The sequence below is a fragment of the Amycolatopsis sp. CA-126428 genome, from assembly GCF_002904335.1.
Taxonomy (GTDB): domain Bacteria; phylum Actinomycetota; class Actinomycetes; order Mycobacteriales; family Pseudonocardiaceae; genus Amycolatopsis.
Window position 1 is genome coordinate 111,359 of record NZ_PPHF01000037.1, and the last position, 23,279, is coordinate 134,637.

At 72.1% G+C, this 23,279-nt stretch carries 25 protein-coding genes; 8 read left to right on the forward strand and 17 right to left on the reverse strand.

What is annotated here, in order from left to right; translation table 11 throughout:
• Position 1: 1 nt before the first annotated feature.
• The 6 genes from C2L58_RS11200 to C2L58_RS11225 form a co-directional block, all read right to left on the reverse strand.
• Entirely contained in the window at positions 2–1,579 is a 1,578-nt protein-coding gene (locus tag C2L58_RS11200; protein WP_103337492.1) for a glycoside hydrolase family 27 protein, read from the reverse strand.
• A gap of 126 nt (positions 1,580–1,705) precedes the next feature.
• On the reverse strand, positions 1,706–2,290 hold the full coding sequence (locus tag C2L58_RS11205; protein WP_441296300.1) for a TetR/AcrR family transcriptional regulator: 585 nt from the start codon (positions 2,288–2,290) through the stop codon (positions 1,706–1,708).
• A 27-nt stretch (positions 2,291–2,317) separates the two neighbouring features.
• Complete coding sequence (pucL, locus tag C2L58_RS11210) at positions 2,318–3,199, reverse strand: factor-independent urate hydroxylase (protein WP_103337494.1); 882 nt, start codon at positions 3,197–3,199, stop codon at positions 2,318–2,320.
• A 2-nt stretch (positions 3,200–3,201) separates the two neighbouring features.
• Complete coding sequence (gene uraH, locus C2L58_RS11215; protein WP_103337495.1) at positions 3,202–3,519, reverse strand: hydroxyisourate hydrolase; 318 nt, start codon at positions 3,517–3,519, stop codon at positions 3,202–3,204.
• Positions 3,516–3,965, reverse strand: a complete 450-nt coding sequence (locus tag C2L58_RS11220; RefSeq protein WP_103337496.1) for a 2-oxo-4-hydroxy-4-carboxy-5-ureidoimidazoline decarboxylase — start codon at positions 3,963–3,965, stop codon at positions 3,516–3,518. Before C2L58_RS11220 ends, uraH begins: the two co-directional genes overlap by 4 nt.
• Before the next feature lie 55 nt (positions 3,966–4,020).
• The gene (locus tag C2L58_RS11225; protein WP_103337497.1) at positions 4,021–4,497 is read right to left on the reverse strand and encodes a helix-turn-helix domain-containing protein; all 477 of its coding nucleotides are present in this window, start codon (positions 4,495–4,497) and stop codon (positions 4,021–4,023) included.
• A 129-nt stretch (positions 4,498–4,626) separates the two neighbouring features.
• Between C2L58_RS11225 and allB the strand changes: the two genes are divergently transcribed.
• Both allB and alc read left to right on the forward strand, forming a co-directional pair.
• Positions 4,627–5,955: an allantoinase AllB gene (gene allB, locus C2L58_RS11230; protein WP_103337519.1), complete on the forward strand. Its 1,329-nt coding sequence runs from the start codon at positions 4,627–4,629 to the stop codon at positions 5,953–5,955.
• 1 nt (position 5,956) lies between these two features.
• Positions 5,957–6,970 carry an allantoicase gene (alc, locus tag C2L58_RS11235; RefSeq protein ID WP_103337498.1) on the forward strand — a complete coding sequence of 338 codons (1,014 nt, stop codon included), beginning with the start codon at positions 5,957–5,959 and terminating at the stop codon, positions 6,968–6,970.
• Here the strand turns inward: alc and C2L58_RS49800 are convergent.
• The 4 genes from C2L58_RS49800 to C2L58_RS11250 all read right to left on the reverse strand — a co-directional run bounded on the left by C2L58_RS49800 (position 6,967) and on the right by C2L58_RS11250 (position 9,850).
• Positions 6,967–7,140 carry a hypothetical protein gene (locus C2L58_RS49800; protein WP_199191219.1) on the reverse strand — a complete coding sequence of 58 codons (174 nt, stop codon included), beginning with the start codon at positions 7,138–7,140 and terminating at the stop codon, positions 6,967–6,969. The genes alc and C2L58_RS49800 overlap by 4 nt on opposite strands.
• Before the next feature lie 148 nt (positions 7,141–7,288).
• Positions 7,289–8,038, reverse strand: a complete 750-nt coding sequence (locus tag C2L58_RS11240) for an MBL fold metallo-hydrolase (RefSeq protein WP_103337499.1) — start codon at positions 8,036–8,038, stop codon at positions 7,289–7,291.
• A gap of 43 nt (positions 8,039–8,081) precedes the next feature.
• Entirely contained in the window at positions 8,082–8,567 is a 486-nt protein-coding gene (locus tag C2L58_RS11245; RefSeq protein WP_103337500.1) for a CoA-binding protein, read from the reverse strand.
• Positions 8,564–9,850 carry an O-acetylhomoserine aminocarboxypropyltransferase/cysteine synthase family protein gene (locus C2L58_RS11250; RefSeq protein WP_103337501.1) on the reverse strand — a complete coding sequence of 429 codons (1,287 nt, stop codon included), beginning with the start codon at positions 9,848–9,850 and terminating at the stop codon, positions 8,564–8,566. Before C2L58_RS11250 ends, C2L58_RS11245 begins: the two co-directional genes overlap by 4 nt.
• A gap of 75 nt (positions 9,851–9,925) precedes the next feature.
• On the opposite strand from C2L58_RS11250, the gene C2L58_RS11255 reads away from it, so the two are divergent.
• Positions 9,926–10,363 carry a VOC family protein gene (locus tag C2L58_RS11255; protein WP_233225674.1) on the forward strand — a complete coding sequence of 146 codons (438 nt, stop codon included), beginning with the start codon at positions 9,926–9,928 and terminating at the stop codon, positions 10,361–10,363.
• Between the two features lie 6 nt (positions 10,364–10,369).
• On the opposite strand, the gene C2L58_RS11260 is transcribed toward C2L58_RS11255, so the two are convergent.
• Positions 10,370–11,188: an SDR family NAD(P)-dependent oxidoreductase gene (locus C2L58_RS11260; RefSeq protein ID WP_103337502.1), complete on the reverse strand. Its 819-nt coding sequence runs from the start codon at positions 11,186–11,188 to the stop codon at positions 10,370–10,372.
• 70 nt (positions 11,189–11,258) lie between these two features.
• Between C2L58_RS11260 and C2L58_RS11265 the strand changes: the two genes are divergently transcribed.
• Both C2L58_RS11265 and C2L58_RS11270 read left to right on the forward strand, forming a co-directional pair.
• Positions 11,259–12,167 carry a LysR family transcriptional regulator gene (locus C2L58_RS11265; protein WP_199191222.1) on the forward strand — a complete coding sequence of 303 codons (909 nt, stop codon included), beginning with the start codon at positions 11,259–11,261 and terminating at the stop codon, positions 12,165–12,167.
• 92 nt (positions 12,168–12,259) lie between these two features.
• The gene (locus C2L58_RS11270) at positions 12,260–13,114 is read left to right on the forward strand and encodes a sigma-70 family RNA polymerase sigma factor (RefSeq protein WP_103337521.1); all 855 of its coding nucleotides are present in this window, start codon (positions 12,260–12,262) and stop codon (positions 13,112–13,114) included.
• Here the strand turns inward: C2L58_RS11270 and C2L58_RS11275 are convergent.
• On the reverse strand, positions 13,111–13,737 hold the full coding sequence (locus tag C2L58_RS11275; protein ID WP_103337504.1) for a (2Fe-2S)-binding protein: 627 nt from the start codon (positions 13,735–13,737) through the stop codon (positions 13,111–13,113). The genes C2L58_RS11270 and C2L58_RS11275 overlap by 4 nt on opposite strands.
• Before the next feature lie 18 nt (positions 13,738–13,755).
• Positions 13,756–14,604, reverse strand: a complete 849-nt coding sequence (locus tag C2L58_RS11280; protein WP_369904175.1) for a putative RNA methyltransferase — start codon at positions 14,602–14,604, stop codon at positions 13,756–13,758.
• 173 nt (positions 14,605–14,777) lie between these two features.
• Here C2L58_RS11280 and C2L58_RS11285 point away from each other — a divergent pair, with 173 nt between their 5' ends.
• The 3 genes from C2L58_RS11285 to C2L58_RS11295 are packed head-to-tail and all read left to right on the forward strand — an operon-like array spanning position 14,778 to position 18,818.
• Positions 14,778–16,163 carry an ammonium transporter gene (locus C2L58_RS11285; RefSeq protein WP_199191220.1) on the forward strand — a complete coding sequence of 462 codons (1,386 nt, stop codon included), beginning with the start codon at positions 14,778–14,780 and terminating at the stop codon, positions 16,161–16,163.
• A complete protein-coding gene (locus tag C2L58_RS11290; protein ID WP_013223833.1) occupies positions 16,160–16,498 on the forward strand; it encodes a P-II family nitrogen regulator in 339 nt (112 codons plus the stop codon). Before C2L58_RS11285 ends, C2L58_RS11290 begins: the two co-directional genes overlap by 4 nt.
• A gap of 10 nt (positions 16,499–16,508) precedes the next feature.
• Entirely contained in the window at positions 16,509–18,818 is a 2,310-nt protein-coding gene (locus C2L58_RS11295) for a [protein-PII] uridylyltransferase (protein WP_103337507.1), read from the forward strand.
• Positions 18,819–18,880: 62 nt separating this feature from the next.
• On the opposite strand, the gene C2L58_RS11300 is transcribed toward C2L58_RS11295, so the two are convergent.
• The 4 genes from C2L58_RS11300 to C2L58_RS11315 all read right to left on the reverse strand — a co-directional run bounded on the left by C2L58_RS11300 (position 18,881) and on the right by C2L58_RS11315 (position 22,838).
• On the reverse strand, positions 18,881–20,212 hold the full coding sequence (locus C2L58_RS11300; RefSeq protein ID WP_103337508.1) for an FAD-dependent oxidoreductase: 1,332 nt from the start codon (positions 20,210–20,212) through the stop codon (positions 18,881–18,883).
• Positions 20,205–20,867: a VC0807 family protein gene (locus tag C2L58_RS11305; RefSeq protein WP_103337509.1), complete on the reverse strand. Its 663-nt coding sequence runs from the start codon at positions 20,865–20,867 to the stop codon at positions 20,205–20,207. Before C2L58_RS11305 ends, C2L58_RS11300 begins: the two co-directional genes overlap by 8 nt.
• Positions 20,864–21,466, reverse strand: a complete 603-nt coding sequence (locus tag C2L58_RS11310; protein WP_199191221.1) for a TetR/AcrR family transcriptional regulator — start codon at positions 21,464–21,466, stop codon at positions 20,864–20,866. Before C2L58_RS11310 ends, C2L58_RS11305 begins: the two co-directional genes overlap by 4 nt.
• Before the next feature lie 67 nt (positions 21,467–21,533).
• Positions 21,534–22,838 carry a GGDEF domain-containing protein gene (locus C2L58_RS11315; protein WP_103337511.1) on the reverse strand — a complete coding sequence of 435 codons (1,305 nt, stop codon included), beginning with the start codon at positions 22,836–22,838 and terminating at the stop codon, positions 21,534–21,536.
• Between the last annotated feature and the right edge of the window lie 441 nt (positions 22,839–23,279).

Below are 23,279 nucleotides of genomic sequence, written 5' to 3' on the forward strand. Positions count from 1 at the left end.
GCTACTTCAGGGTCCAGTTCTGGTTGGCGTCGTCGTTGCAGTTCCACAGTTCGAGCTGCGTGCCGTTGACGTTGCCGGCGGGCTTGTCGCCGCCGGTGACGTCGATGCACAGCCCGGCCTGGGTGATCGAGCCGTCGGCCGCGAGCTTGAACTTCTGGTTCGCGCCGCCGTGACAGGTCCAGGCGACGAGCTTCGTCCCGGCCGCGCTGGTGCCGCCACTGGCGTCCAGGCAGAGCCCGTTCGCCTTGAGCTCGCCGGCACTGGTGAACGTCCAGGCCTGGTTGCCGCCGCCGTCGCAGTCCCAGACGTCGACCTGGGGACCGGGCGTGGGGGCGGTGCCGTTGATGTCGATGCAGCGGGCCGAGGACGCCCCCTGGATCGGCTGGGTGGTGCCCACGCTGGTGCCGGACGCGTTCGCCTTCACGCGGTAGATCACCGTGCTGTGCGACGGCACGTCCGCGCTGATCGCGCCGCTGCTGGTGGTCAGCTCCTTCGACCACAGGTTGGTCAGCCGGTAGCTCGACGCGGCGGGCAGCCCGGCCGCGGCGGCCGTCGTCGAGACGGTCTTCGTGGTGCCGTTCTCGTTGAACAGCACCACGGCGACGTCGCCGTTTTGGAGGGGCTTCGCGAGGACGTCGAGGCCGTTCCCGGTCGCGATGCGCCGCGCCTGCTTGCCGAGCGGGTCCTGGTCGACGGCGATGACGTCGGAGTTTAAGTACGTCGAGAAGGTGGCGACACTGGCGCTGCGCAGGTCGGCCCCCGCGATCAGCGGCGCGGCCATCGCCGCCCACAGCGTGAAGTGCGCGCGGTCTTCCTGGAAGTCCATGCCGTCGCCGACTTCGAGCATGTCCGGGTCGTTCCAGGCGCCCGGCTTCGCGGCGGAGGCGAGTCCGACGTTCTGGCGGTAGATCGAGTCGATGCTGCCCCAGTTGTTCGTGATGTCGCCGGTGGTGCGCCACAGGTTGCCGACGTCCGCGGCCCAGGTCGCCGGGGCGAAGTCACCCCATTCGCAGATGCTGTAGGCGATCGGGCGCCCGGTGGCCTTCAGCGCGTCGCGCATCGCCGAGTAGCGCCGGATGTAGTCCTGCTGGCTGTTGCTGCCGTTGTTGAAGCAGTTGTCGTACTTGAGGTAGTCGACGCCCCAGCTCGCGAAGAGGGTGGCGTCGGCCTGTTCGTGGCCGAGGCTGCCGGGGTAGCTCTGGCACGTCATGGTGCCGGCGCTTTCGTAGATGCCGAACTTCATGCCGCGGGCGTGGATGTAGTCGCCGAGCGCCTTGAGGCCACTGGGGAACTTCGCGGGATCGGCGACCAGGTTGCCGGCGCTGTCGCGGGACTTCGTCATCCAGCAGTCGTCGAGGTTGACGTAGGTGTAGCCGCGGTCGCGCATGCCGGAGCTGACCATGAGGTCGGTGGTCTGCTTGACGAGGGTTTCGTTGATGTTGCACTCGAAGGTGTTCCAGGTGTTCCAGCCCATCGGCGGGGTGCGGGCGAGGCCGTTTTCGAGGGCTTGGGCCGGGCTCGTGATCGAGACGGCGGCGGCGACGGTGACGGTGGCGGCGACGGCGAGGATTCGGCGCATGGCGGCTCCAACCGGACGGCGGTGTGAGGCAGGAGGACTAGACCATTCTTGACCAGCACTGAGCAGCTTCCGTGTCGGTTGCTGCGCGGTCAAGCGCCACTTTGGTGATTTGTGTTGGATTACCGACTAAAGTTGTGTGCGCTCCTGGAGGAGTCGCCGGGCGACGTCGACGGTCGCGGCCCCGGCGACGGCCATGGCTTCGGTGTCCCGCAGCGAGCGGCAGAGGACGAAGGCGCCTTCGAGGTTGTTGACGGCGGTGATGGTCAGCGTCCGGGCGGCTTCTTGGCTGAGCCCGAAGCGCGCGAACTTCTCGGTCCCGGCGTCGATCCAGGCGGTGAAGACGTCGGCGGTGGCTTTCCGCAGCGGTTCGTTGGTGGCGGCGACCTCGAGCGCGACGGTCGCGATCGGGCAGCCCTCGACGTAATCGGTGGTTTCGAGGGTCGCGATCCCGGCGGCGAAGAAGGCTTCGATCCCGCTGACGAGGTCCGCGGCGGGCGCGATGAAGAGGTCGAAGAGCGCGATGTAGGCGAGGCCCGAGGTGCGGATGACCTCCTCGCCGAGCTGCTCCTTGCCGCCGGGGAAGAAGTGGTAGAGGGACCCGAACGGGGCACTGGCTTCGGAGACGATCTGCTTCAGCCCGGTGCCGGCGTAGCCGTTGCGCCGGAAGAGCTCGGCGCCGGCGGCCATGATGCGTTCCTTGGTCCCTGCCACCCCTCGATGATAGAGCGTTCTATCAACTCAGTGGAGGTCCCAGGCCGGCCCCGGGTCCTCGGCGTCGTCGCGCAGGATCGTGCCCTCGATCAGCCCGTACGGCCGGTCCGCCGCGTAGAACACCTCGTTGTCGTTCTTCAGCCCGAACGGGCTCAGGTCCACCAGGAAGTGGTGCTTGTTCGGCAGCGACAACCGCACCTCGGCCACCTCCGGGCGCGCCTCCAGCACCGCCGAACCCATCGCGTACAGCGTCTGCTGCAGCGAAAGGCTGTGCTTCGTCGCGAACGTCTCGAGCAGCACCCGCCGGATCTCACGGTGACTCGCAGCCCAGTCGAGGTCCTCGCCCTGGTAGCGCCACTTCGCCGTGACGGCGGTGGCGAGGATCCGGTCGCCGGTCTCGGCCAGGGTCGTGTACTCGTCGCGGGGAAATCCGTGGAACTCCGAGCCCGTGGACTTCAGCAGGGTCAGGCCGTCGATGCCGGACACGACCCACGCGCGGCCGTCCTGCACCGTCACCGCCGTCGTGCGGCGCTCGTCGCCGGAGCGGCTGAACGCGTGGTCGTGCGGCTCGCCGCCGACGGCGATGCGGTCCCAGGCGTGCTCGTCGATCTTGACGCGCGCGCCCGTGATGTTCTCCTGCGTGCCGGTGAAGTGGCGGGCCAGCCGCAGGCCGAAGGCCTCGATCTCGCCGACCGGCGCCTCCTTCGCGAAGGCGTACACCGTGTTCTTCTGCGTGTCGGTCGCCAGCACCCCGGCGTTGTCGCCGGTCAGGTGCGTCGCGGCCAGCTCGCCGCGCAGCGACGTCGACACCGTCAGGTCCTTCAGGTGGTGCACCGGGCCGTCGCGGCGCACCGTGACCAGGCGGACCTCCGCTTTGCCGTACTGGTTGGGGCCCAGGGTGATGGCCACGGTCAGCTCCCTCGGTAGGTCGAATAGGCGAACGGGCTGAGCAGGAGCGGCACGTGGTGGTGCGCGCTCGCGTCGGAAATCCGGAAGGTCAGCGCGACCTCCGGGAAGAACGCGTCCGGGCCCAGGTAGGCGCCGGTGTCGAAGACCAGCCGGTAGCCGCCCGGCGCCAGGGTTTCCGGGCCGAGGTCGCGGATGCGGCCGTCGTCGTCGGTGCGGCCTTCGGCGATCGGCTCGCCGCCGGCGGTCTCGAACCGGACGGCGATCCCGGTGGCGGGGCGCCCGGTGGCCGTGTCGAGGACGTGGGTGGTCACGAGGCTCACGCGGTCACCGCTTTCGCGAGTCGGAGTTCGGCGATCTTCAGCAGCTCGCGGCCGGCGACCGCGAGCTCGGTCGCCGGGTCGTTGCCCAGCCGGTCACGCAGGACCGCCAGCAGTTCGCCGCCACTGCGGCCGCTGGCGCAGACCAGGTAGACGTGCCCGAACTTGGCTTCGTACTCGGCGTTCGCGGCGGCGAACGCGTCCGGATTGTCCACACCGGACTGTTCGGACCGCGCCCAGCCTTCCGCGGGCTTTTCGCCGATCCGGGGGTGCGCGGCCATCGCCTGCCGGATCTCGTCGCTGCTCAGCGGCAGGTCGGCGGCGGCTTTCAGCGCCTCGAGATCGGCGTACGGCCGCCCGGCCAGCACGGCGTCGACCCACCGGGGCACGGCGAGGCATTCCGTCAGCAGTGGGCGGACGTCGGTGGTGTTGAACTCGGTGAGCAGCACGGGCTGACCGTACGTCGGTGCCCGGGTTCCGTCAACATTTTGTTGAAAGCGCTGGTCAGTCGGTTTCCCGGTTGAGGTAGTTGTAGACGGTGAACCGCGTGACCCCCAGCGCGTCGGCCACCGACGAGACGGATTTCCGCAGGCCGAAGGCGCCGCGTTCGCGCAGCAGCCGCACCGCGCGCTGCTTGCCCGCGCGGTCGAGGTCGCCCAGCTTGGCGCCCAGTTCGCGCTCGACGTCGGCGATGAGCCGGGCCAGGGCGTCGTTCAGCTCGACGACCGGGGTGCTGCCGGGGTCGTCGGCCCGGCGCAGCTGCAGCGTGACGCGATTCGCGCCGCCTTCCAGCGCGGCCTTCGCGATCGCCGGGAGGGCCTCGAGCAGCTCCTCCGCCTCGCCGCGGGCGAGCGTGCCGAGCGGCCCGAAATCGGTGTCCAGCCCGGCTTCCGCGGCGGCGTCGCGGGCGGCGACGGCGTGCTCGGGCGGCGAACCCTCGCCGTGGAACGGTTCGCTGGTGAACTCCGCCTCAAGCCTCACGCGGATGACCGTAACGCGCTAGCGCCGTCGTTGACGAGCGGCGCGCGCCGTGGTTACTGTCGTTGTGCGAAACCGTCTTTCCGTTCTGTGAAATCGGCGGTGGTCATCCTCCCGCAGAAGGGCTTTCGGATGGATCTTGTGGTGCGCGCCGCCCGGGCCGTGACGGCCGAGGGCGAGGTCCCGGCGACCGTCGGTGTCGAGGGCGGCCGGATCGTCGCGGTCGAACCCGGCGGCACGGCGCTGTCCGGCGACCGCGTCCTCGACCTCGGCGACGACGTCGTGCTGCTGCCGGGGCTGGTCGACACCCACGTCCACGTCAACGACCCCGGCCGGGCCGAGTGGGAGGGCTTCGAGACGGCGACCCGCGCGGCCGCGGCGGGCGGGGTGACCACGATCGTGGACATGCCGCTGAACAGCCTGCCGCCGACCGTCGACGTCGCGGCCCTGGAGGTCAAGCGCAAGGCGGCGACCGGCCGGGTGCACGTCGACGTCGGCTTCTGGGGCGGGGCCATCCCGGGCAACGTGGGGGAGTTGCGGGGCCTGCACGACGCCGGGGTGTTCGGCTTCAAGTGCTTCCTGCTGCACTCCGGCGTCGACGAGTTCCCCCCGCTGGATCCGGCCGGGCTCGACGAAGCGTTGCGGGAGCTGAGTTCCTTCGACGCGCTCATGATCGTCCACGCCGAGGACGCGCACGAGATCGACGAGGCCCCCGAGCCGCACGGAGGTCGCTATGTCGACTTCCTGCACTCGCGGCCCCGGCAGGCGGAGAACCTCGCGATTTCGCACGTCATCGAGGCGGCCCGGCGCACCTCGGCGCGGGCGCACATCCTCCACCTGTCCTCTTCGGACGCGCTGCCGCTGATCGCCGCGGCGCGCCGCGACGGCGTGGCGCTGACGGCGGAAACCTGCCCGCACTACCTCAGCTTCGTCGCCGAGGAGATCCGTGACGGCGCGACGCAGTTCAAGTGCTGCCCGCCGATCCGGGAGGCGGCCAACCGCGAGCTGCTCTGGCAGGGGCTCGCCGACGGCGTCATCGACACGATCGTCAGCGACCACTCGCCGTGCACGCCGGAGCTGAAACGCTTCGACAGCGGCGACTTCGGCCAGGCGTGGGGCGGGATTTCCAGCCTGCAGCTGGGCCTCCCGGCGATCTGGACCCAGGCGCGGCAGCGCGGGTTCGCGCTCACCGACGTCGCCGGATGGATGGCCGAACGCCCGGCCGCGCAGGCCGGGATGCGCCGCAAGGGCCACCTGGCGGTGGGGTACGACGCCGACTTCTGCGTGTTCGCGCCGGAGGAGGCGTTCGTGGTCGACGTCGCGAAACTTAAGCACCGCAACCCGGTCAGCGCCTACGACCGGCGTCCGCTCGCCGGCGTCGTGCGCTCGACCTGGCTGCGGGGCATCGAAATCACCGGTGACGAGCCGCGCGGTGCGCTGCTGACCCGGGGGAACTGCTGAAATGGAGGCCGTGGTGTCCGACCGTCCGGAGTGGACAGAACTGCCCGACCTCGCCTCCCGCCGCTTCGGCGGGACGGTGATGTGGGCGACCGACGAGCTGTTCGCCGAGAAGGAGAACCTCGTCAACCCGTGGGTGCCGGCGCACCGCGCGGAGACGTTCGGGCCGAAGGGCCAGGTCTACGACGGCTGGGAGACCCGCCGCCACCGCGAACCGGGCGACGACCAGGCCATCGTGCGGCTCGGCACGGCCGGCACGATCACCGGCGTCATCGTCGACACGGCGTTCTTCAAGGGCAACTACCCGCCGTTCGTCTCGGTCGAGGCGACGTCGCTCCCGGGCTACCCGTCGGCGGCGGAGGTGGCCACGGCCGATTGGGACCCGCTGGTCGACCACGCCCCGGCGGCCGGGCACACGGAGAACTTCTACGCGGTCAACGGTTCGCGGCGCTACACGCACGTGCGGCTGACGCAGCACCCGGACGGCGGCGTGGCGCGCCTGCGCGTGCACGGCGCGCCGATCCCGGACCCGGCGCTGCTCGACCTGGACGCGCTCGACCTGGCGGCGCTGGAGAACGGCGCGCTCGTCACGGGCTGCAGCAACCGGTTCTATTCGTCGCCGAACAACATCCTCTCGCCGGGCCTGGCGGCCCACCAGGCGGAGGGCTGGGAGACGGCCCGCCGCCGCGACTCCGGCAACGACTGGGTGACGCTGCGGCTGGCCGGCGCCGGGATCGTCCGCTTCGCGGAGCTGGACACGAGCAACCTGAAGGGCAACGCGCCGGGCTGGGCCTCGGTCAGCGGCCGCGACACGTACGGCGAGTGGGTGCCGTTGCTGCCGAAGACGCGCTTGCAGCCGGACACCCGCCACCGGTTCGCGCTGCCGGACGCCCCCGAGGTGACGGAGGCCCGGTTGGACATCTACCCGGACGGCGGCCTGGCCCGCTTGCGGCTCTTCGGCCGGCTCACGGAAGCGGGCCGCACGAACCTCAAGGCGAGGTACGCGAAGACGCGCTAGTTCGCGCCGGGCCGGTTGAGGTAGGCGGAGGCGAGCGACAGGACGCAGGCGCAGCCGACGATCGCGCTCACCCACCACGGCAGGCCGACCACGACGCTCCAGGCGAAGCCCGCCGCCGCGAGGACGGCGACGAGGATGTTCCGGAACTGCAGCGGGGTCGGCTTGGCCATGCCGCCAGCCTCTCACGGCCGGGAATCGGACCGCTGTTGGCTCCCCGGCGCAGGGCAGCGTGCGTGCGGCTCGGCTCCCCGGGGCGCACCCGCTGCGCTTCGGGGTTCGGTGTGCTCGCCAGGCGCGAGCGGCCAAGTTCCCGGCGCGTCAGACCTCCGCGCGCTCTCCGGGTTCCAGCAGCACCAGCCGGTCGGCCAGCCCCGCGGCCTCGAACTCCTTCCGCAGCACGTCCGGGCCCTCGCTGAAGTGCTGCCAACCCCGGAAGTGCAGCGGGACGACTTTCGCCGCGTCGAGCACCTTCGCCGCTTCGGCCGCGGCGGCGCTGGTCAGCGTCAGGGGAGCGCCGTCGAAGAACTTCGTCCGGGCGGCGCCGGCGAAGAGCACCGCGATGTCGACGCGGAACCGCGCGGCGATCTCCCGCACGAGGTCGACGGAGGCGTTGTCCCCGCTGACGTACACGGTCGGGAGGCCGTCGCCGGTCAGGACGAAGCCGGTGACGTCGCCCGTGAGCCGCGAAGCGCCTTCGGGGCCGTGCAGTGCCGGGACGGCGGTGACGGTCAACGGCCCGACACGCGTTTCTTCCCACGGCGCCAGGCCCTTCGCCGTCCCGCCGAGCCGGGCGGCGCCGGCGGGCGTGATCAGCGTCAGCGGCACCGTCGCGAGATAGGCGCGGCCGCGGTCGTCGAGGTTGTTGGGGTGCTGGTCGTGGGACAGCAGGACGGCGTCCACCACGCCGATCGCGTCTTCGGACAGCACCGAGTCCTCGGTCTTGACCAGCACGCGCTCGCCGACGGGGTGGTCGCCGGGCGCGTCGAAGGTCGGGTCGGTGAGCAGCCGGACGCCGCCCAGTTCCAGGAGGGCGGTCGGGCCGCCGGAGAACGTGATCCCCAAGGTCATACCCGGGCCAACCCCGGGAACGCCCGTTCTCTTCCCGTGGCGGCTACGGCGCCGACGGCCGCCGCGAGCTGATCACGCCCGTGTTGAACCCGGCCAGGTGCAGACCGCCCGCGAAGCGCGCGTGCTCGATCTTCACGCACCGGTTCATCACCACGTCCAGCCCGGCTTCGCGCGCCCGCTCGGCCACCGGCTCGTGCCACAACCCGAGTTGCAGCCACAGCGTCCGCGCGCCGGCGTCGATCACTTCCTCGGCGACCTGGGGCAGGTCGTCGTGCTTGCGGAACACGCTGACCAGGTCGAGTTCGCCCGGGACGTCTTTAAGCGACGCGTACACCGGCTTCCCGAACAGCGTGTCCACGCGCGGGTTGACGAAGTTGACCTCGTACCGCGTCGACGAGAGCAGGTACGTCGCCACGAAGTAGCTGGGCCGCGCCGGGTTGGCCGACGCGCCGACCAGCGTCACCGACTTCGTCCGGTCGAGGATCGCGCGCCGCTCGACGGCTCCGACCTGGTGGCCGCTGGGCGTCATCCGGCCACCGCCTTGCCCAGCGCCTGGTCGAGGTCCCAGAGGATGTCCTCGACGTCTTCGAGGCCGACCGACAGCCGGATCAGGTCGGGCCCGACGCCCGCGGCCGCGAGCTGCTCCTCCGACAGCTGCGCGTGCGTGGTCGACGCCGGGTGGATGACGAGCGTCCGCGCGTCGCCCACGTTCGCCAGGTGGGACAGCAGCTCCACCGATTCGACGAACTTCTCGCCGGCCGCGCGGCCGCCGTCGATGCCGAAGGAGAACACCGCGCCCGGCCCGGCCGGCAGGTACCGGCGAGCCAGCTCGTGGTGCGGGTGCGACGGCAGCCCGGCGTAGGACACCCAGGCCACCCGCGGGTCGGCTTCGAGGTACTCGGCGACCGCGCGGGCGTTCGCCACGTGCGCGTCCATCCGCTGCGGGAGCGTCTCGACCCCTTGCAGCAGCAGGAAAGCCGAATGCGGCGACAGGGCCGCGCCGATGTCCCGCAGCTGCTCGGCGCGCAGGCGCGTGCAGAACGCGTACTCGCCGAAGTTCTCCCAGTACTTTAGGCCGCCGTAGCTGTCGACGGTCTCGGTCATCCGCGGGAACTTCCCGTTGCCCCAGTCGAACTTCCCGGATTCGACGACGATCCCGCCGAGGGTGGTCCCGTGCCCGCCGAGGAACTTCGTCGCCGAGTGCAGCACGATGTCGGCGCCGTGCTCGATCGGGCGGCACAGGTACGGCGTCGCCAGCGTCGCGTCCACGACGAGCGGGACGTCGTGGGCGTGCGCGAGGTCCGCCAGCGCGGCGAGGTCGGCGATGCCGCCGCCGGGGTTGCCGATCACCTCGGTGTAGAGCAGCCGCGTCCGGTCGGCGATGGCGGCGGCGTAGTCGTCGATGCCGCCGCTGACGAAGGTCGTTTCGACGCCGAAGCGCCGGAGCGTGCCGGTGAGCTGGGTGACGGTCCCGCCGTACAGGCCGCTCGCGGACACGATGTGGTCGCCGGCCTCGGTGAGCGCGCTGAAGGTGAGGAACTCGGCGGCCTGCCCGCTGGCGGTGGCGACGCCGCCGATGGCCCCTTCGAGGCTGGCGACCCGCTCTTCGAAGGCGGCCACGGTCGGATTCCCGATCCGGCTGTAGATGTTGCCGTACTTCTGCAGCGCGAACAGGTTCGCGGCATCGGCGGCGTCTTCGAAGACGAAGCTCGTGGTCTGGTAGATCGGCACGGCCCGCGCCCCGGTCGCGGGGTCGGGCGTGCCACCCGCGTGCAGGGCGCGGGTGCGGAAGCCCCAGCTGCGTTCACTCATCGGAGCCCACGGTAACCGCATCATCCCCCGGATGACACGCGCTCCCGGGGCGTGGACGCGGCTACGCTCCACCCCGTGACGGTGCGCTGGAGCGTGACGATCGACTGCGCGGACCCCCGGGCGCTGGCGAGGTTCTGGTCGGTGGCCCTCGGCTACATCGAACGGCCGCCCCCGCCGGGGTTCGCGAGCTGGGAAGCCTGGTTCGACCAGCACGGCGTGCCCGAGGCGGAGTGGGACGACGGCGCGTACCTGACCGATCCCGAAGGCGTCCTGCCGAGCCTGAGCTTCCTCAAGGTGCCCGAAGCGAAGACCGCGAAGAACCGCCTCCACCTGGACGTCCAGGCCGGTGGCGGGCGCGAGGTGCCGTGGGAGACGCGCTGGGAGCGGGTCGTCGAGGCGGTCGCCCGGCTGACCGCCGCCGGCGCGACCGTCCTGCGCGAGGACAAGCTCGACGGCCGTCCCGATCATTTCGTGCTGGCCGATCCGGAGGGCAACGAGTTCTGCGTGCTGTGAACCGGGTCAGCTGCGCCACGGCAGCACCTGCCCGAACCGGATCAGCTCGCCGTAACTCGCCGGGTCCACGTCGGCGAACACCAGGTCCAGCACCGCCCGTGCCGCCTCGTCCGGGGTCTGCGCCCGGCTGAAGTCGCTGAACCACGGCCGGGACGCCCGCGTGTCCACCAGGCCGGGACACACCGCCGCCACCAGGGTGCCGTTCGCGAGGTCGGCGTCCCTCCGCCGAGCCGCCACCGCACGCACTGCCGCGACCTGGGCGACCTTCGACGGCACGTTGATCCAGTCCGGCCAGCCCGCCGCCCGGGCCGTGCCGTCGTGGATCGCCGTGCGCCAGTCCTCGACCGCCTTCTCGACGTCGTCCAGCGAGACGTCGTCGAAGCGCGGCCGCAGCGGCTCGGGCAGGTGGCCCAGGGTGCCCAGTGAGCTGGCCACGACGAGCAGCCGCCCGCCCGGGCGCAGCACCGGCGCGAACGACCGCAGCACCGCGTGGGTGCCGCCGTTCGCGACATCCAGGAACACGTCGGCCTGCTCGGCCTGCGGACGGTCCGGGTCGAGCGGGCCGACGGCGTTCGAAAGCACGATGTCGACCGGCTCGGCGAAGCGAGCGACGGCGTCCGCGTCGGAGACGTCGAGGACACGCCCTTCGACCCGGCTGCGCGTCGCCGGATCGGCGGCGACGCGAGCAGCGGCCGCCGCCACCCGGCCGGCGTCGCGGCCGGTCAGCAGGACGAGGTCTTCGGGAGCGAGGCGGGCGACGAGGCCGCGGACGAGGGCGAAGCCGAGGCCCTGGTTGGCCCCGGTCACCACGGCGGTGCGTGTCATACCGCCACGCTAAAGCGACCGATCTCATGCGAAAAGCGAGAATTCGGCAACCCTGGTATGCGTGAACGTCATGGACTTCGGTGACGTCTCCCTGGTGGCCCTGCGCGTGTTCCGCGAGGTCGCCGAGCGCGGCACGCTCACCGCGGCCGCGGCGGCGCTCGGCTACACGCAGTCCGCGGTGTCGCGGCAAATCGCTTCACTCGAACGGGTGGCGCGGACGCCCGTGCTGGAGCGGCGGCCCGGCGGTGTCCGCCTCACCACCGCCGGCACCGTGGTGTTGCGCCGGGCGATCGCGGTGCTCGACGAGATCGACGCGGCCGGGCGCGAGCTGGCCGGGCTGCCCGCCGACGCCGGCACGGTCCGCCTGGGCTGGTTCCCCAGCGCGGGCGCGGTGCTGGTGCCGCGCGCCGTCGCCGAACTGCGGCGCACGCACCCGGCCGTCACCGTGCACACCCGGGAAGGCACCACCCCGGTCCTCGTCCGGGCGCTGCGTGCGGGCACGGTCGACCTGGCCGTGCTCGGCTCGGTCCCGCCGTTCCGCCCGCCGGACGCCGAGACGCCGGCGTTGCGCCTGGAGACCCTCGCCGAGCGCAGCCTCCGCCTCGCGGTGCCGGCGGGCCACCCGCTGGCCGGCGCCGGCCCGGTCGACGTCGCGGACCTGCGCGGGCAGCGCTGGATCGCCGGGCCGTCGGCGGGGGAGGAGACGCTGATGGGCGTGTGGCCGGGGCTGGACGAGCGGCCCGAAATCGCCCACACCGCCCGCGACTGGCTGGCCAAGCTGAGCCTGGTCGCCGCGGGGTGCGGGCTGACGACGCTGCCCGCGTCGCTGGCCAGGGCGGTGCCGCCCGGGGTGCGGGTGCTGGAGGTGCGCGGCGGCCCCTCGGAGCGGCGGCGGGTCGTGCTGGCGCGGCTGCCGGGTCCGCTCTCCGAACCCGCGGCGCTGCTGGCCGAGGTCCTGCGCCGAGCCGCCGCCGGATGACCGAGATCACTTCCGTTCCGGTCACATCCGTCCCCGCCGCGGGGTCTACTGCTTACGACGCACAGCGGAAGGAACGGCACAAGGTGGACACGGTGGACGCGCTGACCGGGCGGTTCGAGCAGGAGCGGCCGCGGCTGCGGGCGGTCGCCTACCGGATGCTGGGTTCGGCGGCCGAAGCCGACGACGCCGTCCAGGAGGCGTGGCTGCGGTTCCACCGCGCCGGCGCCGGCGAGATCGACAACATCCCCGCGTGGCTGACCACCGTGGTCGCCCGGGTCTGCCTGTCGCTGCTGCGCACGCGCCGCAACCACCGCGAGGAGCCCCTCGACGGGCAGCCCGAACCGGACGACGACCGCCGCGACCCCGGGCAGGAGGCGGAGCTGGCCGACACGGTCGGGCTCGCGCTGCTGGTGGTCCTCGACGCGCTGGGCCCGGCCGAGCGCGTCGCGTTCGTGCTGCACGACATGTTCGCGGTGCCCTTCGACGAGATCGCGCCGGTGATCGGCAAGACCCCGGCCGCCGCCCGGCAGCTCGCGAGCCGCGCCCGGCGCCGGGTCAAGGGCGGGACCACGACGGACGCGGACCTGCCCCGGCGGCGCAAGGTTGTCGAAGCCTTCCTGGCGGCCTCCCGCGGCGGCGACTTCGAAGCCCTCCTGGCGTTGCTCGACCCGGACGTGGTGCTGCACGCCGACCGGTTCGCCGGCCCGAGCCCGGCGCCGATCGTGCTGCGCGGCGTCGAAAGCGTGCGCCGCGGCGCGATCCTGGCGTCCGAGCGGGCTCGCGCCAGCGAACTCGCCCTGGTCGACGGCGCCCCGGGGCTGCTCATGGTGCGCGAAGGGCGGCCGGCCGTGGTGCTGGCGTTCCGCGTCGACGACGACCGCATCACGGGCATCGACGTCATCGCCGACCCGGAGCGGCTCGCCGCGCTGGAGCTGGCGGTGCTCTAACCCAAGGCGGCGCGAAGGCGTGCTTCGCGCTCTTCGGGCGTCTGACGCGGGCAGCTCACGCACTTCGGGTTGCCGACTTCGTAGATCAGGCAGCACGAAGCACGCCGGACGGCGGGTGTGCGGCCCACGCGGACGAACCGCGGCTTCGGCAGGCCCAGGTCGATCGCTTCGACCAGCGGCCCGGCGAGGGCCATCGCGCGCTCCGGATCGGACGTCCACAGCAGCCGGTTGCCGATCGAGTCGGTGGCGATCGCGCCGAGCGCACGCTCCCGCGCCCCGCTGACGGCGGCGATGGTGGTGATCGCGGTGCCGAGGGCGCCGGTGAAGGCGGCGCCCAGCTCGGGGAGGCCGCCGTCGAGCGGTCGGGTGGACCGGGCGCCGAGGAACCGCCCGTCGGCGACGAGGTCGAGCTCCATGGCGTCCAGGGACGGATCGACCGGCGTCCCGGCCACCAGGCCCTCCACCGCCGGCCCGGCCAGCACCGACGACAGCGAGTACCACCAGATCGTCCCCAGCACCTCCGGCCGCGCGCAGCCGTACAGCTTCGCCGCGCCGCCGATGCGGGCCCGCACCCACTCGGCGTCCGCGAGCCGGGTCGCGGACGCGGTCCAGTCGGGCTTCACCCCTTCACCCTTCCAGACTCACCGCCGCCGGTACGCCGAGACCGTGAACGACACCGTGACGTGCTGCGGCTCGTGCAGCGCGTCGAGCCGCTCCCGGCGCCCGTCGCGGTCCAGGTGGAACGCGGCGGGCCCCATCTCGACCGCCTGCCGGACCTGCCGCGGCGTCAGCTCCACCTCACGCCGGACCTCCGTGCGGTCCGTGCGCGTGAAGTACTCGCCGAGGGTGCCCTCGATGCGTTCCTCCTTGCGCTCGTCGACGGCCAGCACCAGGTCGCCCAGCTCGCGGAGGTGGTCCGGGGCCGGCGCCGCGACGACCAGCCGACCGTCGGGCCGCAGCACGCGGTGGAACTCCGGCCCGTTGCGCGGCGCGAAGACGTTCAGCACGACCGACGCCACCCCGTCGCCCACCGGCCACGGCTGCCACAGGTTCCACACCGCCGCGCCCAGCCGCGGGTGGGCCCGCGCCGCCCGTCGCAGCGCGACCGCCGAGACGTCCAGCGCGAGACCGAACGCCTTCGACGCCTCCAGCACGCGCGCGAGGTAGTAGCCCGTGCCCGCACCGGCGTCGACGACCAGGCCGCCGGCGCCGGCGCAGACGCGGGCCAGCTCGTCCGCCAGCGGCGCGTAAGCGCCCGACGCCAGGAAGTCCGCGCGCGCCGCGACCATCGGCGCGGTGTCCGCCGTGCCGGCCGGGATTCGCGCGTGCAACAGGTTCACGTAACCCTGGCGGGCTAGATCGAAAGAGTGGCGGTTACCGCAACGCAGTGTGCGACCCGCTGGGCCGATCGGGTCACCGCACACCGAACACCGCAGTGCCGCGACGACCGGGGGTGGCAGTGGGTCATTCCCGTGGTCGGCCGGTGTCATGGGGATATTCGACCACGACGTTTCGCAACCGGACACCCGAGGAGGGGTCCTGGGAAACCTGGCCGTAACAACCGGGCGCGGACAGTTCACGCGGGTGAAACCTCGCGCGCCGCCCCGTGAAACACCGCGAGCCAAAACTGCCATCGCACCAACCCAGGGCACGGGAGGACGATGTGCTGAACGCAGGAGACACCGCATGGGTATTGGCCAGCGCCGCGCTGGTCATGCTCATGACCCCAGGACTGGCGTTCTTCTATGGCGGCATGGTCCGCGCGAAGAGCGTCCTGAACATGCTGATGATGAACTTCATCGCGCTGGCCGTCGTGGGGGTGCTGTGGGCCCTGTACGGCTTCTCGATGTCCTTCGGAGACGACGCTTTCGGAGGTTTCCTCGGTAACTTCCACTTTGCCGGCCTCGAAAACACCTTCGGGAAGGTGGCCGGCTTCGCGGTCGCGGCCACCGACACCTCGCCGGCGGTCGCCTGGCCCGGCTCGGACGGCCTGCCCGTCCTCGCCTTCGTGATGTTCCAGCTGATGTTCGCGATCATCACGCCCGCGCTGATCTCCGGCGCCATCGCCGACCGCGCGAAGTTCTGGGGCTGGACGCTGTTCGTCGTCGTCTGGGTCACGGTCGTGTACTTCCCGGTCGCGCACTGGGTGTTCTCGTTCAACGGCTTCGTCGGCGAGAACGCCGTCGGCGGCTGGATCGCCAACAACCTCAAGGCACTCGACTTCGCCGGTGGTACCGCGGTCCACATCAACGCCGGTGCCGCGGGCCTGGCGCTGGCCATCGTGCTCGGCAAGCGCAAGGGCTGGCCGAAGGACACCGGCCGCCCGCACAACGTGCCGTTCGTGCTCCTCGGCGCCTCGCTGCTGTGGTTCGGCTGGTACGGCTTCAACGCCGGTTCGGCGCTGGCCGCCAACGACCTCGCCGCGGTCGCGTTCACCAACACCACCGTCGCCACCGCCGCCGCCGTGCTCGGCTGGCTGATCGTGGAGCAGCTCAAGTTCGGCAAGCCGACCACCCTCGGCGCGGCTTCCGGTGCGGTCGCCGGCCTGGTCGCCATCACCCCGGCGTGTGGTTTCGTGAGCCCGCTCGGCGCCATCGCGATCGGCCTGATCGCCGGTGTCCTCTGTGCGCTGGCCATCTCGCTCAAGTTCAAGTTCGGCTTCGACGACTCGCTCGACGTCGTGGGCGTCCACCTGGTCGGCGGCATCGTCGGCACGCTGCTGATCGGCTTCTTCGGCACCACCAGCGTCAACGCGCTCGGTGCGGACGGCCTGTTCTACGGCGGCGGGTTCACCCAGCTGGGTCGCCAGGCCGCGGCCGCCGGTGCGGTGCTCGCGTACTCCTTCGTGCTGTCCTTCATCATCGGCTTCGTGATCAAGAAGGCCGGCGGCTTCCGCGTCAGCACCGAGGACGAGGTCAGCGGCATCGACGAAGCCCAGCACGCGGAGAGTGCCTACGACTTCACCGGGACGGGCGGTGGCCTCGGCCACCCGAACACCATCCCGGTCAAGTCCACCCCGGCCGCGAAACTCGAGGAGAGCAAGGCATGAAGCTCATCACGGCGATTGTGAAGCCGTTCACGCTCGACGACGTCCGCTCCGCGCTGGAACAGCTGGGCGTGCTGGGCATGACGGTCAGCGAGGTGCAGGGCTACGGGCGGCAGAAGGGCCACACCGAGGTCTACCGCGGCGCGGAGTACTCGGTGGACTTCGTGGCCAAGCTGAAGGTCGAGGTCGTCACGGACGACACCAACGTGGAGAAGGTCCTGGAGGCCATCACCACGGCCGCGCACACCGGCAAGATCGGTGACGGCAAGGTGTGGGTGACGCCCGTGGAGACGGTCATCCGGGTACGGACCGGCGAGCGCGGCACGGACGCTCTATAAGGCGTCTGGGATGGCCGACGGGGGCGAACTGGTCAAGGCCACCGAGCGTTTGCTCGAGGGCAGGCACGGGAGGCTGGGGGCGTCCGCACTGCGGGCGGCCCTGGTCGACCTCTACGAGTTCTGGCTGGGCAGGGGAGCCTCGGCGGCCGGCGTCGACACCGCGGAACCGGGTGTCGCGCTGGTCGCCGTGGGCGGGCTCGGCCGCCGGGAGCTGGTGCCGTTCTCCGATCTCGACCTGCTGCTCGTGCACAACGGCAACAGCGGCGTCGGCGAGATCGCGGACGCGCTCTGGTATCCCTTGTGGGACGCCAAGATCGGGCTGGACCACTCGGTCCGCACGCCCGGTGAGGCGCTGAAGGTCGCTTCGGAGGACCTGCGCGTGGCCATGGGCCTGCTCGACGCCCGGCACCTCGCCGGGGACGCCGAGCTGAGCGGCCGGCTGGTGTCCGCGGCGCGGGACCAGTGGCGCCGCACGGCGCGCAAGCAGCTCCCGGACATGACGGCGTCGGTCCGGCAGCGCTGGGCCCGCAGCGGCGAAATCGCGCAGTCCGCCGAACCGGACCTCAAGCACGGCCGGGGCGGGCTGCGGGACTTCGCCGTCCTGGAAGCGCTCGCCGCGGCGCAGCTCACCGCGCGTCCGGGCGAGGAACTCCTGGACGCGAAGGGGCTCCTGCTCGACGTCCGCACCGAGCTGCGGCGCGAGATCCGGCGCGAACGGGACGTCCTGTCCGCGCCGGAGGCCGAACTGGTCGCCGCCGAACTCGGCTTCGGCGACCGGTTCACGCTGGCCCGCAAGCTTTCCGGGGCGGGCCGCACGATCGCGTACGCGCTCGACGTGGCGCTGCGGTCCACTGTGGAGCCGCCGAAGACGCGGTTCGGGCGCCGTCCGTCGCGGACGCCGCTCGCGGAAAACGTGGTGCTGCACGGGAACGAGGTCGCGCTGGCCCGCGACGCCGTCCCGGCGAAGGACCCGGCGCTGCTGCTGCGGGTCGCGGCGGCGTCGGCGCGCACGGGCAAGCCGATCGCGCTCGGCACGCTCAAGGCGCTGGCCGAGTCGGCCCCGGAGCTGCGTGCCCCGTGGCCGGCCGAGGCGCTGAACGCGCTGGTCGAGCTGCTGGGCGCCGGCGAGGGCTTGGTCGACGCGGTCGAATCGCTCGACCGCACCGGACTGTGGTCCCGGCTGTTCCCGGAGTGGGGCGCGGTCCGCGACCTGCCACCGCGCTCGCCGGTGCACCAGTGGACGGTCGACCGGCACCTGGTGCGCACCTGCGTCGAGGCGGCCAAGCTGACCACCACGGTTTCACGCCCCGACCTGCTGCTGATCGGCGCGCTGCTGCACGACATCGGCAAGGGCCGCGACGCCGACCACTCGGAGCTGGGCGCCAAGATCTCCGCCCAGGTCGCGGCCCGGCTGGGGCTCACCCCGGCCGACACGGCCACGGTGTCGGCGATGGTCCGCCACCACCTCCTGCTGCCGCACACGGCGACGCGGCGCGACATCAGCGAACCGGCCACCGTGGCGCGGGTGGTGAAGACCCTGGGCAGCGACCTCGTCCTGGTCGAGCTGCTGCACGCGCTGACCCAGGCCGACTCGCTGGCCACCGGTCCGGGCGTCTGGACCGATTGGAAGGCGCGCCTGCTGGCGGAGCTGGCGGCCGGCTGCGAAGAAGTGCTGCACGGCAAGGGGTTCACCGCCCCGGAACCGATGAACGACGAACAGCGCGAGCTCGTCGCGGCGGCCGTGGCGTCGGGGACGGGCGAGATCCGGATCAGCTCGCACGGCAAGGTGGTCACGGTCCTGCTGGCGGTCCCGGCCCGGGCGGAACTCCTGGCCCCGGCGGCGGGCGTGCTGGCGCTGAACTCCCTGGAGGTCCACTCGGCGGTCCTGCGCGGCCACGACGGCGGCCGCGCGGGCGTGTTCACGGCGTCCCCGAAGTTCGGGTCCTTGCCGGACGCGACGCTGCTGCGGGAGCAGTTCGCCCGCGCGGTGGCGGGCACGTTGCCGCTGACCCAGCGGCTGGCGGCGAAGGAGCGCGACTACGGCCCCCCGCCACCGGTCGCCCCGAAGGTGCTCTGGTTCGACGACGAGACGACGGGCCCGGACACGGTGGTCCTGGAGCTGCGCGCGGCCGACCGGATCGGCCTGCTGTTCCGGGTGGCGGGCGCCTTGCGCCGGTGCGACGCGGAGGTCCGCTGGGCGAAGGCATCGACACTGGGCGGCGCGGTGGTGGACTCCTTCGCGGTGACGCCCCGCAGCGGCCGCATCGAGCCGGGCTGGCGGCGCGAAGTGGAACAGGCGGTCCTGGCCGCGGCTTCTTAGCGGCCGCGGGGGAGCCGGCACCGGGGGCGGGCGGAACCCTCGCGACCCGCCCCGGCGCGGCTTCAGGCGGGTGTTCCGAGCCACCGGCGGAGGGCCTCGTCCAACCCCGGCCCGCCGTCCCACGCGACGTACCCGTCGGGCCGGACGAGCCGAGGTGCCGCCCCCTCGCGGCCCTCGACCCGCCCGGCCCACCCGGCCGGCACGGTGGTGCCGACCAGGACCGCGCGGCCGTCCACGCTGGCCGGGACGTCGGTCGCGCGCCCGGTGATCCCCGGGTACGTCACCCCGATGCCCGACAGCTCCGCGGCGACCGCCCGCCGCGCCTCGGGCACGGCGAGCAGCTCCATGACCACCGTCCGGACCGCCACCGCGTCCGGGTCGGGTACGCCGAGGATCGCCTGGGCCCGGGTGCTGACCAGCACGCGCGCCGCGATCGGGTGGCGTTCGTCGTGGTAGCTGTCGAGCAGCCCGGCCGGTGCCGTGCCGTGGACCGTCGCGGCCAGCTTCCAGCCCAGGTTCACCGCGTCCTGCAGGCCCAGGTTGAGGCCCTGGCCACCCACCGGGAGGTGGATGTGCGCCGCGTCGCCCGCGAACAGCACCCGGCCGTGGCGGTAGCGCTCCAGCTGCCGGGACGCGTCGCCGAACCGCGACGCCCACAGCACGTCGCCCACCTGGAGCTCCGGCCCGTGCGCGGCGGTCAGCGCCCGCTGCACTTCGCCGGCGGTGACCGGTGCGTCGCGGCCGAGCCGCTGCTGCTCCTCGCCGAAGACGATCGTGCGATAGCGCCCCTCGGACAGCGGCAGCAGGTACCCCGACCCCGAGGACGGCAGCTGCCAGTCCTCCGCGAGCCCGGCGGGCTTGGCGGCGAGGGTGATGTCCGCGACGACCAGCGAGATCCGCGCCGGACGGCCGGGGAACGCGGCACCCAGCAGCGTCCGGACCGTGCTGTGCCCGCCGTCGGCGGCGACCAGCCAGCCGGCCCGGTGCTCGCGCCCGCCCGCGGTGACCGTGACGCCCTCGTCGTCCTGCGCCACGGCGGTGACGGCCGCGTCGCGCCGCACCGGCGTGCGCAGCCGCGCCTCGATCGCCGCCGCGACGTGGGCCTGTTCCACGCCGAGCTGGTACGGGAAGGACGTCGGCAGGTCGGTGTAGTCGATCGGCACGCCGGAGAAGTGCCCGGCGGGCAGCTTCGCCTGGATATGAGGCTCGATCGCGGCGAGCAGGCCGCGGTCGGCCAGCACCTCGACCGACCGGGGCTGCAGGCCGAGCGCTTTCGACTGCGTGGCGGGTCCGGCGTGGCGCTCGAGGACCAGGACGTCGACGCCGGCGCGTTCCAGCTCGAACGCGGTCAGCAGGCCGGTCGGGCCCGCGCCCGCGACCAGGACGTCAGGCATCGAGGTTCTCCTTGCGGAGGTACCAGACGTGCCAGGCGATCAGCAGGGCCAGCGCGCCGAACCACGCCACGTTGGTGACCAGCGCGATCAGGTCGATCGGCAGCGTGTAGACGAGCACGATGTGCACCACCGCGCTGCCCAGCAGCACCGCGCCCCAGGCGGCCGTGTTGATCCGCAGGCCGCGCCGGAACCGGGCATCGGTGTCCCAGCGGCCCGCCCACGCGTCCGCGCCCTCGGCGCCGCGCTTGATCTCGGCGATCGTGCGGCCGAGCGTCAGCTGCGCCGGGCGGCCGACGAAGACGGTCACCAGCATCCACGCGCCGAACAGGCCGCCCAGCGCCGCCGTCCAGCCTTCGCGGATCACCAGCGTGCGCGGGTCGTCCGAGAGCAGGCCGAGCACGACCGAGAGCACCAGGACGCTGAGCGTGACGAGGGCGACGAGGTCGACCTTGCGGTTGCGGGCGATGGTCCACAGCACGTACGGCGCGGCCACGAGGACGCCCGCCATCAGCGCCCACCACTGGCTCACCCCCGCGGCGCGCAGGCCGTAGAACAGCGCCATCGGCACGATCACTTCGAACACGACGTTCCGCACGTTGGCGCGCACGACCCGGCGCAGGCCGGCGTCGGGTTCGGTCTTCTGCTCGATCATCATCCGGGTTCCCCAGTGGATTCGGGTGCGGTCGCCCGCACGTAAAGGTCGGCGAGCTCACGCCCGATGCGCGCGAGCTCGGCGGGTTCGGGCACGTCGGCCGCCGCGGTGGCGACGACCGCGTCGAGCCCGGAAGTGAAGGACAGTGCCGCGGTCCGGGCGTCGAAGGTGCCGAACGCGCCGGCCGCCTGCCCGGTGCGGAAGTGTTCTTCGAACAACGCGAGCCGCCCGTTGACGGCGTCGCTGCGCGAGCCGGCGTTCTTGACGAGGTCGATCAGCGCCCGGACCTCGGTGGGGTGCTCGCCGACGAGGTCGACGTTCGCCTCGACGTAGGCACGCAGCTGGGCGACGTGCCCGACGGCGGCGTCGATGCGCGGCTGCATGTACGCCCCGGTGATTTCTTCGATTTCGGTCACGCACGCTGCGAGCAGGTCGTCCTTGCCGGCGAAGTGGTAGCTGATCATCCCCGTGCTCGACAGGCCGGCGTGCTTCGCGATCCGGCTGAACGACGCTTTGAGGTAGCCGGCTTCGGCGATCACGGCGATCGCCGCCCGCACGATCTGGGCGCGCCTGCCGGACTCGGTGAACGTTCTTGCTCGCATGAGCAAAATTTAGCTCAGTCGAGCAAATCCGGCAAGTCACCTGGTCAGAGAAGGGTTCTCGGGGAGCTCAGGCGGACGCGGTGCCCGCGACGACCTGGTTGCGGCCCGCGTCCTTGGCCCGGTACAGGGCCTTGTCGGCCGCCTGCAGCAGCCGGTCGACGGCGGTGCCGCCGTCCGGGTAGGTGGCGACGCCGATGGAGGCGGACAGGCCGCCGATCGAGCGGATGCGGCTGCCGTCCTCGTAGTCGACCCGCAGGGACTCGATCGCCGAGCGGATGCGCTCGGCCACCGCGAGCACGGCCGCCGGCCCGATGTCGGGTAGCAGGACGACGAACTCCTCGCCGCCGAAGCGGCCCACCGAGTCGTAGTCGCGGACGGCGCTCTTGATCGTCGCCGCGACCGCGCGCAGCACGGTGTCGCCCGCGAGGTGGCCGTGCTCGTCGTTGATGAGCTTGAAGTAGTCCAGGTCGATCATCAGCACGCCGAACGTGCTGCGCTTGCTGCGCTGGGCCCGGGCCAGTTCGCGCGAAGCGAGCAGGTGCCACCCGGTCGTGTTGAACAGGCCGGTCTTCTCGTCGGTCGTGGCGGCGATCTCCAGCTGCTTGATCAGCACGGCCCGGTGCAGCACCAGCAGCGGTGGCACGATCGCGACGGCGAGCGCGGGCAGCGTCGCCAGCGTCAACGCCGTGAGCAGGCCGAGGCAGAGCGTCGCGACCTCGAGGAGGTTGTCGCCGAGGCCGCCGAAGAACGCCTTGATCGTGCGTTTGGTGATCGTCAGGGCCGGGACGATGGTGATCGCCGAGACCAGGAAGTAGGTGACCGCGGCCAGCGTGATGGCCGTGACGCCACGCCAGCCCGCCGTCAGCGCGGCGTACATGTCCGGGACGCCGAGGCGGCCCAGGACGAGTTCGGCGGAGAAGCAGGTGATGACGACCAGCGTCGCGTTCAGCGTCATCCGGAACGGCGGCACGCGCTTCATCCGCGCGAGGCTGCGGGTGGCGAGGTGCAGGTAGAGGACGGCGATCAGCGCGGTGACGAGCGCGGGCGGCAGCAGCAGCACCCCGGCGAACGTCCAGACCGACGTCAGGTTGATGTGCGGGGTGTCGGACACCAGCCGCCGGACGCGTTCGATCTTCCGCCCCAGCTCGGCCTGCAGAACACCCAGGCAGGCGAGAACCCCGAAGACGGCGAGGTCCCACCCGCGCACGGGAACGGCAACGGCGGCCAGGACAGTGGCGGCGAGCGCCACGGGCTCGACGAGGAAGCAGTAGAAGATCAGCGACCCGCGCTGCTGCCAGAGGGTCCAATGAGCAGGGTTCAGCGCCCCACGGATCCGTCCCGCGCGGGGTTGGGCCGGACGGGCGCCGTCCATACTCAAGGCGGTGCAACTCCCCTGGGTGATCCGACGATCCGTATCCACCCCACCACACCGGGCCGCCCCGATCGATGATTGCCACACGTTCGGAGCAGTGAAGGGAGGCGCCGTCATGCGCAACCGCGAGTCCTGAGCCTCCACGTCCCGAAGCCCGCGCGAACCGCCGGAGGGAGGCTGTTGTGCGTAATCGCGAGTCCTGAGCTGTGGTGACCTCTGTTTACCGTGCCGAAAGGAGTGCTGACGTGCGTAATCGCGAGTCGTGAGCCCGTGCTGTCCGCCACCACGTGCCGAGAGGAGGTCTGTCGTGCGCAACCGCGAGTCCTGACCCCCGCTGTGCACCCGTCCGTTCCGCTGGAAAGGAGAGCCGTCGTGCGTAACCGCGAGTCCTGAATCGATGCCCACCCGGCCGACTGAACCGGAAGGAGAGCTGTCGTGCGT